This window comes from Bacteroides sp. 51 (assembly GCF_010500965.1).
Taxonomy (GTDB): domain Bacteria; phylum Bacteroidota; class Bacteroidia; order Bacteroidales; family Bacteroidaceae; genus Bacteroides.
In genome coordinates this window covers 53,537-67,152 of the sequence record NZ_QVMI01000018.1, presented here as the reverse complement: position 1 = coordinate 67,152, position 13,616 = coordinate 53,537, and the positions used below count along the sequence as shown (strand labels likewise).

The following is a 13,616-nucleotide window of genomic DNA, read 5'->3' as shown; positions in this document are numbered from 1 at the left end:
GGAACTCCAAATTCAAAGCCTCCGCAACGACAGAGTAGCGAATGGTAAAAACTACAGACGCTCTTAGATACGTAATATCCTCCCCCTGCTTCGCGATATTGCGAAATGGGTACAAAATACCGGCCTCAGAGATGCTTCTGGGGCCGGTATTTGCGTTTGCAGCAAACATCAATCTGCGTTTGCAGCAAACGTAATGTTGTCTTTGCAGCAAACGCAAACCGACGTTTGCAGCAAACGTAAAACGGGGTTTCGAAGGAATAATTTGGAGTGGTAAGGAATCCATACACTATACCCCCGCCGTGAACCGTTTCCTATCATAATGGATTGGAAATGATGGGATTTTAATCTGCGTAACTCTGCGGTTAAAAATTAATTCATTAACCCAACGAAATAGCACGAATAAAAATATTCATTCTGTAAACTCCTGCAAATCAAATTCTTGCAAACTAAATTGCAAAATCTTATAAAATTCTTTTCCGCTACGTCGCGTTATGACGGTGTCCCCCTTTACCTTTGTAATATCAATTAGCAAACAAAGAATATAATATGGCAAAGAATAAGAAAATAGGTTTCCTGCAACGCTGGATGTTCATTATAGATAAAATCAACTCCTATCCCTATATAAATAAGGAGGAACTGATAGCGGCTATCGAAAACGAGTTCTCCACCTATGATGGAGCAGAAAGTGTCGGCATAAAATCGCGAACGATAGAACGCGATATATACGAAATCCGCAATTCGTCCTACATGGACATTAGCATCGAATACTGCCGCGAGCGCAACGGATACTACATCCCCCGGAACGAGAAATCGCTCTCCAAACTCGACCGCCTGTTCGAACTAAGCTCACTGCTCTCGTTCAGCAGTCTGAAAGACATCGTTTTCTGCGAAAACCGCAAATCGCGCGGACTTGAACACCGTTTTTCTCTCATCAGCGCCATCCGCAACGAAGTGGAGATTAGCGTGGAGTACCGCAAATACACCCCGTCGTCGCCCAAAGAAGTGCGCCGCCTCCGACCCTATGCCCTGAAAGAATTTAAGAATCGGTGGTACCTGCTCGCCATGGATGCCAACGCCTGCGGCGCGGCAGCCGATAACCTGAAAACATGGGGTTTAGACCGCATCGAACGGCTCACCCTGACCAACCGGAAGTTCAAAAGAAATACCCATATAAACCTTAACTATGAATTTGAGCATTGTTTCGGTATTTACAGAAACAATGACCTGAAACCGGAGAGAGTAGTTCTGTCGTTCTCGCCTCTGAGCGGAAAGTACACCGACTCGTGCCCACTGCACGAATCGCAACGGACACTGGTGCACGACGAAAATGAATTCCGGGTGGAACTGATGATTAAGATCACACCCGATTTCATTACCGAACTACTCTCTCAAAGCCGGGGCCTGCGGGTGATAGAACCCGCCAGCCTGCGGGAATCGCTGATCGAAATTCACCGGCAGGCCATTCAAATGCTGGTGCAGTGATCTGGAAAACAACACAGCAATATGGAGAAGCGCGCACTCCGTACGATCGTGTTCAATTCAATAAAACGAAAGCCCGGGAAATAGTTCCCCGGCTAACCTAAACCAATTTTTAGATATGGCAATCATTTGCGAGAAAAGAGAAAAGATCCTCAACTTCTTAGAGGACAAACCCAAAGTGTATGTAATCGCTCCGGTAAAGGCACAACAAGTGCCCTTCGATAAACTACTGGACGAAGTGTCGAGATCCTGCGGCGTAGGCCGGGCTCAGGTAAAAGCGAGCGTAGAGGCTTTGCTGGATCGTATGGAACTGTTTATGGACTACGGAATGTCGGTCAAACTGGGCGACTTCGGAAGCTTCAAACCTACCATCAGCGCCAAGGCGCAAGAAAACGCCGAAGATGTAGACGCAAGCACCGTACGAAGAAAAAAGATTGTATTCACTCCCGGCAAACGCTTCAGGGATATGCTTAGCGATCTGTCTATTGCTACAATGAGCGATAACGTAGCCGAAGCAAAACTCCCCGAAGACGGAGGAGGCACCGGAGGAGATGACGACGACGAAGTTATAGACCCAGGGTTTTAATCTTTTAAACTAACATCGAGGAAATATTTCATGACTGAGGCTGGTGTACCGGAAAGAGGTACATCGGCCTCTTTATTTTGTTAGGGCGGACACACCCTCCTACAGGTTATACGTATGCACACTTACTCCCTGTGCCGATGGCAGATAATTAATTCCGTACCAGCACATTTGCAGAAGCACGAAAGCAACAAGCATTACCCATAATGCCTTCCTGTACTCTTGCGGCCTGCCCAGCCGGAAGTGTATATATACCAGATAGCCAATCCATGTAGCCGCTGCCCACGTCTCCTTTGGGTCCCACGCCCAATAATGCCCCCAGGCCTCTTTGGCCCAGAGCGCCCCGAACAACATGCCGAAAGTCATAAAAGCCAGACCTACACAAGCCAGATTATCGGATAACTCCATTTCTTGTTTCTCTATCGGCTTCTTCTTGAACCACAACAGGTAAATCGCCAGAATGGTGGCTGCCCCGAGCATGGCATACGCAAACATATATACAATGACATGCGGTGCAAACCAGGGACTTTGCAACGCAGGCATCAGCGTTTTATTATGTATCTCCGGTTTAAAGATGTTGATGCAGCAGAATACCAATGCCAGGATAAAACTGAAGCTGAGTATCCATTTGTATTTCCACCGGCTATACGTAATCAATCCCGCCAATGGTAAGAAGAAGGCATACCACAAACGCGTTTCACCCATCGTTCGCATTGGCGGACGCTCCAGGGAAATCCACATGCCCAGTATAAAGGCAAAGAAGATAAGTAGCCCAATTCCGGTGGATGCATATACCCATCCGGGTTTCTTTCCTTTCCAGGCGGCTGCGGCTCCTAATCCCCAAAAGAGTAGGGCGGCAATGGCAAATATGCTAAAGTAATCCCAACTCATGCGGCATCCTCCTTTCTCTTTCCGGCGGTGACGAACATGCAAACCGCTCCGGCAATCATCATCCATAATCCGGCGTAAACAATAGGTAGCCAAGGATCGCGTACCAGTTCGAATATGCTGATATCGCTCCATCTGCCTTTGCTCTCATCGTAGCTTACCTGGTATATCTTCCACCCATCTACTTCATAAGGCTTGTTCACCTCGATGGTGCTTTCCAGGCTTTTTCCGCTTTCGGTGTACACCGTCACTTCCGAAGCATAACGGCGTGGCTCCCGTTCGGGCATAATCAAACTCATGTTCTCATCCAGGCGTATGGCTTTGTAGGGGAACATGAAACTGCCGCTGCTTACCCATCCTTCTTTACTGACCCCACTCTGTTTGTTGGAAGCCTTGATGTATACAGCATAAGTAGACCCCATGGAATGAAACTCTACGAATTTCAGTGTGTCTTCCGTAGCCATGCTGGCAGCTTCGGGGATGTGGTTTACAACCTCAATCTCCCAATCGAGCAGTTTGCCTTTATATAAATCTTCTTCCAATAGCAGGTTGACGGGCTTGCCCTCGGGTAAAGCTTTTCCGGTTTCATTGTCTATCAACATCAGTTTGGGAGGATACTCGTCTATGGTAAAGTGCTTCAGCTCAATGGCGATAGGCAACTCTTTCATTTGGCGTTGCTGGTCGTATGCTCTCCATTCGGGTTTGCTTACTTGCGTGGTCATTTCGAGGCGCTCCATATCTGCATTGCCGAACACGGCTCCGGTCAGTGCAATGAACAATCCGAGGTGGTTTAGTACAAAAGGGATGTCTTTCCAGCGGAAGCGGGCCAGGCGGCGTACAGTCACCACCCCCAATAACGTAGTGAACCAGGCATAAAGCAGTATAAACGGCCATGCGGATAACATCTGCGAGAAACCCAACCAAGCCTCAAACCCACTGACGGCTACGTGTGATGGCTTTTGGCGGATCAACCCCATGACCACAGTAATGGCGACTACTCCGATCATTGCGGTAACAGCAGCCGGGTAGCGGCTCATCCACCCGAAAAGATAGACCTTGCGGGAGCTTGCGTACATGGCAGCGATCCCGGCAAGGTATATCGCCAGTATGATAATATTTACAGGAAAGGCTAGTAAATCCCAGTTAACACCTCCAACGGTGAGTTGGAGGATAACACCGGTAAGGAATAAACCGCCGCAAATGGCGAATCCTTCTTTAAAGCCCCAAGGTTTTTTCCACATCGTTTTAACGTTTTTATGCCGCAGGAGAATCTGGCTCCGGCATCTTGCCGGCAATCTTATTGTTCGATTTCGCTTTTTCCAGCCATTGCGGAATAATAGTGTCCATAAACTTCTCTTTGTCCTGGCGTTCCTTTTCAATATCCAGTCCAATATAACGTTGTGCCTTATCCTTTGTAGAAACATCGGGCATCGGAACCTCGTCTACCCCATATTTAGCCAACACTTTAGATACTGCCAAACGCGCTTGAAGCGCCTTATCCAGTCCATGCGAGAGGATACGTTGCGTCTCCTGCGGAGCGTGGAAAGATGCACCATGCGATGCTACCCCAAAATCCCACCTCCATTGCGCCTGACGAATCAGTTTCAGCGTTTCCTTCATTTGATCTTCGGTAGCCCCTTTCTTCCAGGCATATTCCGCTTCCAAATGAGCACTTGCAAGTTCTGTTTCCAAACGTGTACGGGTTTCGTTTGCCTTACGTTGACGGTCGTAAACATTGTTGCGCAATGTTTCCTCACTTTCGCGATGGCACACCTGGCAAGTACGGTCGATCATAGCCAGCGGACTTTGAATATGATGGTCGCTGTATTTAATACCACCTTCACTCTTGTATGGCATGTGGCAATCGGCACACGATACACCCCGTTGTCCGTGGATGCCCATTTGTGCAATCTCATAATCCGGATGCTGCGCTTTCAGAATCGGCGCTTTGCTCAACTTGTGAATATAGTCATAATAATCGGCTTCATCATAATACGCCTCCATATCTTCCACCGTGAAACCTTTCTCCCACGGGAAAGTCAGGTACTTGCCATCGCCCTTGAAGAAATACTCTACATGGCACTGTGCACAAACCAATGAACGCATCTCCTGTGGGGTGGCTTTGGTAATATCTTTACCCATAGCGGCAAAAGCCTCAATCAATGCCGGGCGACTGATATGCAGGTTCATGTTTTCCGGTTCGTGGCAATCGGCGCAACCAATCGGGTTTACAATTTCATCGCCAAAGGCAGCCCACTTATTATTATAGAACACATCTACACCCAACGCTTCCATCATACGCGGCACGTCCGGACTCTTACAGGTCCAGCAAGTGGCCGGTTGAGGTCCTTCTTCGGCTGTCATCGGCGAACCTACGCGCAGCGTCTGGCGAATATCTTCAATCGCATGCATGTGTCCGCGGGGCGATGAATAGTCTTTGGAGAAAGCATAACCCGCCCAAAGAATAACCATGTCGGGACGTTCTTCCAATACATCGACGGCAATGTTACCATTGAACTCGCTCTTGAAATCGGTCTTTGCCGTCTCCGTCCAGGTTTGATACTCGTGTGGATAGTTGTCTTTGAATATTTCATTACGCGATTCGATACCGGTGATTTCCACCCGCTTGTTGTTGAAGATACTGGCCACTTCCGCACGTCTTTCCATCAAAGAAGATACGAACAGTCCCAATACAAACACAACGACCATTGTTCCCCCGAACAACAGCCATCCTTGCCATGACTTAAGTTTCTTTTCCATAATATGATTGATTCGTTATTTATTCTTTCTTACTTTCTGTAGCCACTCCGGTACCGGCGATTCGGGATAAGGTACCAACGCATTGGGGCTGGACGACAGGCTTCTACCTTGCCCGTGCGGAATATCGCGATGGCAATCCCAACAGGCTTTGCCTTCGCCTACCTGTGTCATCATATAATCTATCTTGCCGGTCTGTACAAATTCCGTGTTCAACTGTGTATGGCAGCGAATACAGTTATTCATAATTACCTGCGAACTTTGCGAGTGTGCTTGTATGGCATCCCGTTCGCTCCGGCTGAGGAATGCCATCACATGCCCGATGCCATCCATTCCTTTGAAAGCCCACTTCTTTGCGAAGTTATCATGCGGTACATGGCAGTCGTTGCAAGTGGCAACGTTGCTGTGCGAGCTATGAAACCATGTGGCGTAGTAGGGTGCCATGATGTGGCAGTTGACACATGCCGCCGGGTCGTCGCCCAGATACGTATGTGCCCGAAGCATGTAGAGAAATAAACCTCCTCCACCTATGATGATCCCGGACATGACAATGGCGAAGATTTTCCATTTCCGCGAGGGCAAGATGAAGTTTATTAGCTTTTGTATCTTCATAGATATGGGATTTTTATACAAAAATAAGAAGTAGAGAACTGTAAAGGTGTAATCTAAATTACATCTTTTGATTATCTTTGCATTGTTAAGCTTTTAATTGTGCGCTATGAATAAGTTGAGTTTTGAGGACGAACATCTTAAATTGCTTTTTAGTATCCCTTTGTTCAGGGATCTACCGTCGAATGTGAAGTCTACTTTGCTCGAACGGCTGGACTATACTTTGTATGAAATCGGCAAGAAAGATATTATCGCCCGTCAAAATACACCTTGCCGACACTTGTTTGTTTTGTTGAAAGGCAAACTGCGTGTCGATATAATTGATGCACTGGGCAATAGTGTAATGATAGAACATATCGTGGCGCCCCGGGCTTTTGCTACTCCCCATTTGTTCAGTACGGATAATACCCTGCCGGCTACTTTTACGGTGGTGGAAGATGGTATTTGGTTTACGGCAACAAAAGAATCTCTATTCAAACTGATCAGCGAAGAGCCTACCATACTGAAAAGCTTTCTTTGTATAACCGGGAATTGTAACAGATGTACGGTAATGCGCTTGCGTGCGCTGTCTCATAAGAATATACGCAGTCGTTTTGTGCAGTATCTATTCGAACAGGTCAAGCCAGGGAAGAGTATTGTCCGCATGGAGCATAACCAGGTTCAGCTGGCAGAGTACCTTTGTGTGACGCGACCCGCGCTGTCTAAAGAGATAAACCGGTTGGTAAAAGAAAACCTGATACGGGTGGATGGGCAGGAGGTCCAACTGCTGAACGTGAATGAACTGAGGCAGTATATTGCATAAGCGAAGGGTTCTGTAAACCTACGGAGTGCCCTCGGCTATCTATGTTCTATTTACTGATCAGTTTCTTTAGTACTACATTATTGAGTAACTCATCTTTTCGATGCTTAGACAGGGGTAGTTCTTTTCGAGTGAGGACATCGTTTGATGTATCACAAATGATTTGTCTTTGAAATGCAGCTTTAGGTAGTTCTGCATGGACTCTACGAACAAAGGGTAGGAAAAACAGGACAAAATATCGGTGTTAGTATCCATTAATACGCCTGTTTTAACATAAGTATGTGCAAATTTGATTAAATCTTGTTATTTGACAATTTTGCCATGCAACCAATCCTGTTTCTCTGCGTTTTATATTATATTGGAGTATTAATTAATAAAACCGAAAACTATGGAACAAATCTACAAATCATTAAGGAGTTTGATAACCGACGACATGACCTCAGAAATTGCTAAACGGCTAAATGCTAAAGAACCTGTCATCTCTCAGGCCATATCCGCTACTTTTGCGGGCTTCCTGGTGTTGACACAAATGAATGGCGATACCCCGCAACTTCGTAATATATTCGAGGAGGCAGGCAGTTTGGATGTTCTTGGGAAAATAGAATCAGTGTGTCGTGAACCATTGACTCCTGAAACGATTAGTATCGGAGATAATTTCCTGCAACATGTTCTGGGCGATCGCGCGGCTGGCTTTACTACCTGGATATCTCTGGCAAACGGTTTGCCTAAAGTCACCATAAATACGCTGGTCGCTATTCTGGCGCCTGTCTTTGTGGGGTATGTAGGCGATAAACTGCTTAGCAACCGATGGAGTATGCGTAAACTCCTGGGACTAATCAGCAGCCAAAAAGGAACATACAAGAAGTTTATTCCCGAACCCGTATCCTGAGAACCGTATAATTGATTATATTTGCTTCTGTCTCAAACCTGAATAACTAAACGTTTATGAATATAGACTTTAAGCATAAGATTTGTTTTGTGACAGGAGCAGCACAAGGTATAGGGAGAGCCGTGGTTACGGCTTTCCATCGTGCCGGGGCCAGCGTAGCTTTCTGTGACATAGATGCTGCCGGAGGAGAAGAACTCAGTGCCTCCCTGCCCGGAACACGGTTCTACCCGGTAGATGTAAAAAAGGAGAAAGCGCTTCTGGCCGTAATGGATGATATCTATAAAACATGGGGCGACGTAGATATCATTGTTAATAATGTAGGGGTAAGCCTGTTCTCGCCTTTGGTTGAAACCAGCATCGACGATTTTGACTCTATTCTTGCCATTAACCTGCGCCCTGTGTTTATTACTTCCCGCGAAATGGCTATCCGCCGCAATACTCCTGAAGGAAAGAAGCGGTTCGGGCGGATCATAAATATGTCTTCTACCCGTTATTTGCAGAGCGAATCCGGTACGGAAGGGTATTCGGCTTCCAAGGGCGGAATTGCTTCGCTGACTCATGCGCTATCTATTTCTCTCTCCGATTACAATATTACGGTAAATGCGATCAGTCCCGGCTGGATTGATACAGGGCATTATGGAGCCTTGCGTCCGGAAGATCATACCCAACATCCGTCGGGTAGGGTAGGACGGGTGGAAGATATTGCCAATGCCTGTTTGTTTCTGGCTTCACCCGAAAATGACTTCATCAACGGGCAAAATATCGTGATAGATGGTGGTATGACGAAGAAAATGATTTATGAGTAGTTAGAAGCTAGAAGTTAGTAGTTAGAAGTCAGGTTTATGAAACGGCTTTGTATGGCAAAAACAAAACCTAGCTTCTAACTACTTTTTCTAAAAAAAAGCATAGGGTTTTTCTTCGCTGACCGATCTTAGTAATGTAACCGACCGGCAAGGCGCCGGTGTCAGGTATTTTCTGGTATTAACATTAAAACAATATGCGATATGAAGGCGAGATTAAAAACAACAGGATTATTTTTGATGGCTCTGCTGCTTTGCGCAGGTTTATCGGCACAAGCAACAAAGGGGCCTGGATTCGTTACCATCAGCGGAGTAGTGAAAGATCAATCTTCGAAGAAGAACTTGGAGTACGTTAATATCAGCGTGGCGGGAACAAGTATCGGAACCGTAACCAATGCCGATGGCGGATTTTCTATTAAGGTAAATGATAGCATACAGGCTTCTGCCCTGGAAATCTCTTATCTGGGTTATCGCAATCAGCGCTACCCGATTAAGGGGGAAGATGTTGAGAATGCCGTGATTCTATTGGTGCCTCACACCAATACGCTACCCGAGGTTGTGGTACGGGCAATGGACCCATTGAAACTGGTCGAGAATGCTGTCGGCAAGATTAAGGATAATAACAGTATTAACCATACCATGCTGACGGGGTTTTATCGTGAAACGATCAGAAAACGCCGCAACTACATCAACGTGACCGAAGCGATAGTGAATATATATAAAACACCTTATACCGATAATGTAGACCGTGACCGCGTGCAGGTATTCAAAGGACGCCAGTTGCTTAGCCCGAAAGCAGGCGATACATTGGTGGTGAAACTGCAAGGTGGTCCGAATTATTCTATCTATCTGGACGCGGTGAAGAATCGTGAGTTGTTGCTTGACGAACAGTCACTCCGAGAATATAAGTTTAAAATGGAAACTCCTGTGATGCTCGACAAGCGATTGCATTATGTCGTAAGCTTCGAACCCCAGGTGGTGCAGCCATACCCTTTGTTTTACGGAACCATGTATATTGATGAGGAAACATTAACCTTCACGCAGATTGAGTTTAGTTTCAATATGAAGGATCGGAATAAGATAACGAATACGATTTTAAAGAAGAAACCGTTCAACCTTCGCTTCAAACCAGAGGAGATAACTTATCTGGTGACATACAAGCAGGAAAACGGAGTGAGCTATCTGAATTATATCCAGAACTCCATACGGTTCAAATGCGACTGGAAACGACGTTTGTTCTCGACCAATTATACCGTCGTGTCGGAGATGGTGGTGACAGATAAACAACTGAATAATGTAACGGCTATCCCTCATAAACTGGCGTTCAACTACAAGAATGTGCTGTCTGATAAGGTAAGCAACTTCTACGATGACGACTTTTGGGAAGGGTATAACATCATAGCGCCAACGGAGTCGTTGGAGTCGGCGGTAAATAAACTGAAAAAGAAATATTAGGCATGTAGGGGGGCATAAGTCAGTAAATCCACTTCGTCATTGCGAGTTGCCACTATATTAAAATATAGAACTATTTGATAATGACAATATCCACCCCCTGCCCCCGCCAGCGGGGGATACCTGCGGCATCGTATCCCCCGCTGGCGGGGGCAGGGGGTGGATATTGTCATTGGTAACGTAGTGAAGCAATCCAGTTTGTACGATTTGTGAGCTGGATTGCTTCGGGTAACCCCTCGCAATGACGTGACAAAATAGAGTTATGACACACCCTCCCGATACAGGAATCACGATACCGGGAATGAGACGCACACCGTGCGTCTCTACAAGGGAAAAGGGATTCTTTCTATAATAAAGGCAAATTGTAAATGTTAGACGATCTGTTTATAGTTAAAAAGATAAAGGAAGGAGATATTAAGGCTTTTGAGCAGTTGTTCAGAGCCTACCATGCTCCTTTATGTCTTTACGCTATCGGCATAACAGGTCGTAAGGAAGTGGCAGAAGAAATTGTTCAGGAATTGTTCTATAAACTTTGGAAGGAGCGTGCCGATCTGAACATCTTCCGTTCGTTGAAATCGTACCTGTATGGTGCAGTCCGTAACCAGTCTCTTCAGTATTGCGAGCAGCATTTGGTGCGCGAGCGGCATCGGCAGCATGTGCAGTCTGCTCCGGAAGAATCACCGGCTACTACACCGCACGATCAGCTTGAATATCAGGAACTGAAAGAGATCATCGACCATACACTGGCCAAGCTTCCCGACCGTCGCCGCCGTATCTTTATGATGCATCGCTTTGAAGGATTGAAATACAAAGAGATAGCCGATCGCCTCTCGCTATCCATAAAGACCATTGAGGCGGAAATGACCAAAGCCTATCAGCTATTACGAAAGGAAGTAGAGAAATATACATAGTAAGATGAATAGAAGAGAAGAAATAGAAAAGAATACAGACCGGGCCTGGAACGACCTGTACAACCGCTTGGAACAGGATGGACTATTGACCTTGGATGATACCCGGTACGGACGCACCACCCAACGGCAAGCCACCATGAAATGGGTGGCAGGTATTGCTGCCCTCTTTATTGGTGTGGTTTCGGTATTTGTATGGCTCAACCAGAGTGCCCCATCTGCGACGGATACGTTGGTGCTTCATAATGCTAAAGGTGAACCTACGCTGGTCACCACTTTTGAAGACGGTTCCATTATTTACCTGGGCGAACAGGCTTCTGTGGAGTATCCTGTTCATTTTGCGGAGAACAAACGTGAGGTGAGTCTACAGGGTGATGCTTTCTTCGAGGTGAGTAAGAATCAGGAACGCCCCTTTATCATTCATACCCAAACGGCAATGATAGAAGTTTTGGGAACATCGTTCAATGTAAAGAGCAAGGATAGTGATGCGTTTTCTCTTTCCGTTCGTACGGGTAAGGTGAAGGTTACATCAAAGATAAATAATCAGAGCGTATATGTTAATGCCGGTGAGACGGCTTTGCTTCAGGCTGCCGGTTTGCGTACGTTGCAGACCAGTGATATGGAGCAGTTCAATTCTTATCTTCGATATATTCATTTCAAGGATCAGAAGCTGGCGGATATCATCCGGATTATTAATGAAAACACCGATTCGGTTCAGTTGAAGATTGCTCCTGAAGTCGGAGACAGGCGGGTAACTATTGACTTCAAGGATAATACGGCCGAGGATATGGCTCAGATTATTAGTCTTGCATTCGGTCTTGAACTAACTAAACAACAGAATATTCTGTATCTTAACCAACAGAATTAAATTCCAACAGGAAGCTTTCTATGAAACAAGCGGCTGGTTATATCGTTTATCGCGCTTTGCTTTGTTCTTTTCTGCTTTTAGCCGCAGCGAAGGTGCAGGCACAGGATAACGAATGGCTCAATCGCAAGGTACAAATCGCCGAAACACGGGGTACTCGCTATCAGTTGTTGCGCCATGTGTCCGAGCAGACCGGATATTTGTTTGTGTATGATAGCCAGACGTTGAATAACGATGCGCAGGTAGAGATTCGCAAAGGAGAATATACCTTGCACGATGCGATAGTTGCCATAACCGGCAATCGTAATCTTCAGATCAGTTTAATAGGTAACAATCATATTGCTTTACGCCTTCCCGGGCGGAAGAGCATCTCTCATGCTGTGGCGGAAGCGCTGCCCGGGAATAAATACTTCACGGTGTCCGGCGCTGTGTACGATTTGTTTTCTAAAGAACCCGTATCCTCGGCTACGGTGGGTGTGGTTGAGGCTTCCATTGGTACGGTGACCAACCGCGACGGGCGTTTCCGTATCTCCTTACCCGATTCGATGATGCATGTCACCCTTCGTATTTCCCACGTGGGGTACGAAAGTCTGGAATTGAAAGCGGCTTCGCGAATGGGTACGCCATCTGATTTTATGCTTGAGCCGAAGGTGGTATCCTTGCAGGAGGTGGTGGTGCGCGTGGTTAATCCCCGTAATCTTTTGCAGCAAATGCTGGATGCCCGTCCGCAGAATTATTCTTCTTCACCGATATCTTTAACGGCATTTTACCGTGAAGGTGTGGAGCATAAGAAACGGAATGTCGACTTGACTGAGGCTGTACTTAAAGTATATAAGCCCGGCTTTGACCAGACATATGCGGCGGATCAGGTAAAGCTGGTTAAGATGCGCCGGATACTTGATAAGCAGGAGCGCGACACGATTATCACTAAAGTCAAGTCGGGTATTCACTCCACTCTGTTATTGGATGTGATAAAGAGCGAACCGGATTTTCTTGATTCTCCGGATGCTGCTGAGAGTTTGTATGACTACACTCATTCGGATATTGCGGTGATTGATAACCGCTTGGCGAATGTGATTTCTTTCGAACAGCGCAAGGCAGTGAAGGAACCTCTTTACCGGGGCGAGTTGTTTATTGATACCGAGAATAATGCCCTGTTGGAGGCCCGCTTCGAAGTGAATCCGGCTTATGTGGAAAAGGCCACAAATTTATTTATAGAGAAGCGGAGCAAGAACTATAAGTTGACACTGCGTGATGCCCGGTATACGGTATCTTACAAGCCGTTGCCCAACGGGAAGTATTACATGAATCATGTGAGGGGAGAGCTGGAGTTCCGTGTCCGCCGGAAACGCCAGTGGTTTAGTTCTTCATTAAGGATTTGGTTTGAGCTTGTGACTTGTAAGGTTGATACGGAACAAGTACAGTCTATTCCCCGCTCCGAACGCCTTTCTCCACGAACGGTCTTTTCCGAAACCCAGCATCCGTATGATGTTGATTTCTGGGAGAACTTTAATGTAATCCTTCCTGAGGATGAGCTGAGGGATTTAATTATAAATAACCTGACGGAGGTTATGGAAACACCGTGAT

The 13,616-nt window shown here is 46.3% G+C and carries 14 protein-coding genes; 9 read left to right on the top strand and 5 right to left on the bottom strand.

Translation table 11 applies throughout. From position 1 onward, the window contains the following. The first annotated feature begins 546 nt into the window (after positions 1-546). Both D0T87_RS14415 and D0T87_RS14410 read left to right on the top strand, forming a co-directional pair. Positions 547-1,482 carry a YafY family protein gene (locus tag D0T87_RS14415; RefSeq protein ID WP_163175843.1) on the top strand — a complete coding sequence of 312 codons (936 nt, stop codon included), beginning with the start codon at positions 547-549 and terminating at the stop codon, positions 1,480-1,482. 115 nt (positions 1,483-1,597) lie between these two features. Further along, positions 1,598-2,065, top strand: a complete 468-nt coding sequence (locus D0T87_RS14410) for an HU family DNA-binding protein (protein ID WP_163175842.1) — start codon at positions 1,598-1,600, stop codon at positions 2,063-2,065. Positions 2,066-2,164: 99 nt separating this feature from the next. On the opposite strand, the gene ccsA is transcribed toward D0T87_RS14410, so the two are convergent. From ccsA to nrfH, 4 genes are read right to left on the bottom strand one after another with little or no spacing between them, the layout of a single operon-like run. After that, on the bottom strand, positions 2,165-2,953 hold the full coding sequence (gene ccsA, locus D0T87_RS14405; RefSeq protein WP_163175890.1) for a cytochrome c biogenesis protein CcsA: 789 nt from the start codon (positions 2,951-2,953) through the stop codon (positions 2,165-2,167). Further along, positions 2,950-4,191 carry a cytochrome c biogenesis protein ResB gene (locus D0T87_RS14400; protein ID WP_163175841.1) on the bottom strand — a complete coding sequence of 414 codons (1,242 nt, stop codon included), beginning with the start codon at positions 4,189-4,191 and terminating at the stop codon, positions 2,950-2,952. The genes ccsA and D0T87_RS14400 overlap by 4 nt, the downstream gene beginning before the upstream one ends. 13 nt (positions 4,192-4,204) lie before the next feature. After that, on the bottom strand, positions 4,205-5,710 hold the full coding sequence (gene nrfA, locus D0T87_RS14395; protein WP_163175840.1) for an ammonia-forming cytochrome c nitrite reductase: 1,506 nt from the start codon (positions 5,708-5,710) through the stop codon (positions 4,205-4,207). A 15-nt stretch (positions 5,711-5,725) separates the two neighbouring features. Next, positions 5,726-6,319 (bottom strand): cytochrome c nitrite reductase small subunit, encoded by a 594-nt coding sequence (nrfH, locus tag D0T87_RS14390; protein WP_163175839.1) that lies wholly within the window; start codon positions 6,317-6,319, stop codon positions 5,726-5,728. Between the two features lie 106 nt (positions 6,320-6,425). Between nrfH and D0T87_RS14385 the strand changes: the two genes are divergently transcribed. Continuing rightward, positions 6,426-7,118, top strand: coding sequence for a Crp/Fnr family transcriptional regulator (locus tag D0T87_RS14385; protein WP_163175838.1), 693 nt, complete (start codon positions 6,426-6,428; stop codon positions 7,116-7,118). Between the two features lie 72 nt (positions 7,119-7,190). On the opposite strand, the gene D0T87_RS14380 is transcribed toward D0T87_RS14385, so the two are convergent. Then, positions 7,191-7,370 carry a LytTR family transcriptional regulator gene (locus D0T87_RS14380; protein ID WP_203558693.1) on the bottom strand — a complete coding sequence of 60 codons (180 nt, stop codon included), beginning with the start codon at positions 7,368-7,370 and terminating at the stop codon, positions 7,191-7,193. Positions 7,371-7,503: 133 nt separating this feature from the next. Here D0T87_RS14380 and D0T87_RS14375 point away from each other — a divergent pair, with 133 nt between their 5' ends. The 6 genes from D0T87_RS14375 (at position 7,504) to D0T87_RS14350 (ending at position 13,615) form a co-directional block, all read left to right on the top strand. Next, complete coding sequence (locus D0T87_RS14375; RefSeq protein ID WP_163175837.1) at positions 7,504-8,004, top strand: DUF937 domain-containing protein; 501 nt, start codon at positions 7,504-7,506, stop codon at positions 8,002-8,004. Positions 8,005-8,060: 56 nt separating this feature from the next. Next, complete coding sequence (locus D0T87_RS14370; protein ID WP_163175836.1) at positions 8,061-8,810, top strand: SDR family NAD(P)-dependent oxidoreductase; 750 nt, start codon at positions 8,061-8,063, stop codon at positions 8,808-8,810. Positions 8,811-9,008: 198 nt separating this feature from the next. Next, on the top strand, positions 9,009-10,259 hold the full coding sequence (locus D0T87_RS14365) for a carboxypeptidase-like regulatory domain-containing protein (RefSeq protein WP_163175835.1): 1,251 nt from the start codon (positions 9,009-9,011) through the stop codon (positions 10,257-10,259). A 365-nt stretch (positions 10,260-10,624) separates the two neighbouring features. After that, the gene (locus D0T87_RS14360) at positions 10,625-11,167 is read left to right on the top strand and encodes an RNA polymerase sigma-70 factor (RefSeq protein ID WP_163175834.1); all 543 of its coding nucleotides are present in this window, start codon (positions 10,625-10,627) and stop codon (positions 11,165-11,167) included. A gap of 4 nt (positions 11,168-11,171) precedes the next feature. Continuing rightward, the gene (locus D0T87_RS14355) at positions 11,172-12,032 is read left to right on the top strand and encodes a FecR family protein (protein ID WP_163175833.1); all 861 of its coding nucleotides are present in this window, start codon (positions 11,172-11,174) and stop codon (positions 12,030-12,032) included. Between the two features lie 20 nt (positions 12,033-12,052). Then, on the top strand, positions 12,053-13,615 hold the full coding sequence (locus tag D0T87_RS14350) for a carboxypeptidase-like regulatory domain-containing protein (RefSeq protein WP_163175832.1): 1,563 nt from the start codon (positions 12,053-12,055) through the stop codon (positions 13,613-13,615). The last annotated feature ends 1 nt before the right edge of the window (position 13,616 follow it).

What these genes read in the sequence shown, in the direction of transcription:
- D0T87_RS14415 (WP_163175843.1), top strand. Translation starts at nt 547, where the DNA reads ATGGCAAAGAATAAGAAAATAGGTTTCCTGCAACGCTGGATGTTCATT.
- D0T87_RS14410 (WP_163175842.1), top strand. Translation starts at nt 1,598, where the DNA reads ATGGCAATCATTTGCGAGAAAAGAGAAAAGATCCTCAACTTCTTAGAG.
- ccsA (WP_163175890.1), bottom strand. Translation starts at nt 2,953, where the DNA reads ATGAGTTGGGATTACTTTAGCATATTTGCCATTGCCGCCCTACTCTTT.
- D0T87_RS14400 (WP_163175841.1), bottom strand. Translation starts at nt 4,191, where the DNA reads ATGTGGAAAAAACCTTGGGGCTTTAAAGAAGGATTCGCCATTTGCGGC.
- nrfA (WP_163175840.1), bottom strand. Translation starts at nt 5,710, where the DNA reads ATGGAAAAGAAACTTAAGTCATGGCAAGGATGGCTGTTGTTCGGGGGA.
- nrfH (WP_163175839.1), bottom strand. Translation starts at nt 6,319, where the DNA reads ATGAAGATACAAAAGCTAATAAACTTCATCTTGCCCTCGCGGAAATGG.
- D0T87_RS14385 (WP_163175838.1), top strand. Translation starts at nt 6,426, where the DNA reads ATGAATAAGTTGAGTTTTGAGGACGAACATCTTAAATTGCTTTTTAGT.
- D0T87_RS14380 (WP_203558693.1), bottom strand. Translation starts at nt 7,370, where the DNA reads ATGGATACTAACACCGATATTTTGTCCTGTTTTTCCTACCCTTTGTTC.
- D0T87_RS14375 (WP_163175837.1), top strand. Translation starts at nt 7,504, where the DNA reads ATGGAACAAATCTACAAATCATTAAGGAGTTTGATAACCGACGACATG.
- D0T87_RS14370 (WP_163175836.1), top strand. Translation starts at nt 8,061, where the DNA reads ATGAATATAGACTTTAAGCATAAGATTTGTTTTGTGACAGGAGCAGCA.
- D0T87_RS14365 (WP_163175835.1), top strand. Translation starts at nt 9,009, where the DNA reads ATGAAGGCGAGATTAAAAACAACAGGATTATTTTTGATGGCTCTGCTG.
- D0T87_RS14360 (WP_163175834.1), top strand. Translation starts at nt 10,625, where the DNA reads ATGTTAGACGATCTGTTTATAGTTAAAAAGATAAAGGAAGGAGATATT.
- D0T87_RS14355 (WP_163175833.1), top strand. Translation starts at nt 11,172, where the DNA reads ATGAATAGAAGAGAAGAAATAGAAAAGAATACAGACCGGGCCTGGAAC.
- D0T87_RS14350 (WP_163175832.1), top strand. Translation starts at nt 12,053, where the DNA reads ATGAAACAAGCGGCTGGTTATATCGTTTATCGCGCTTTGCTTTGTTCT.